Source organism: Treponema endosymbiont of Eucomonympha sp. (assembly GCF_001028545.1).
Map to the genome: position 1 here is coordinate 1 of NZ_BBPW01000640.1, position 449 is coordinate 449.

Sequence of the window (449 nt, forward strand, 5' to 3'; positions counted from 1 at the left end):
AGGGCGCGGAGGACGTTTTCAATGACGTGCCGCGCCCGATACAGTTCATGACTGTACGCTCTTTGCTCTTTCCGGCTTTTAACCGGAGGGATGACTGCTGCTATATCCGCTTCTTTAAGCATATCGAGCAGCTCATTCGTGTCATACGCCTTGTCCGCAAGGAACGCTTCCGCTTCCAAATCCTCCATAAGGAGAGGCGCTTGATTACAATCCGCGACAGTACCGCTTGTCACAATGCCGCTTGCCGGTATCCCGTAATCGTCAACCGCCAAATGTAATTTGCTGTTCAGCCCCCTTTTGTGCGGCTAATGTCCTTACTGCCGCCTTGTGCCCCGCATGCGTCTGCGTGTGCCTTGTTATATGTCGAATCTATCATAAAGATATCTCCGGCAGGCTCGCCTATTTCGGCGTTCGCCAGTATTCTCCATATTCCCTTTTCCTGCCAGCGG

The 449-nt window shown here is 52.6% G+C and carries 1 protein-coding gene; it reads right to left on the reverse strand.

Annotated elements, in window-relative coordinates:
* Positions 1-272, reverse strand: a 272-nt coding sequence (locus AWU74_RS08445; protein WP_062328847.1) for a transposase, incomplete at its 3' end; no start/stop codon positions are given.
* Between the last annotated feature and the right edge of the window lie 177 nt (positions 273-449).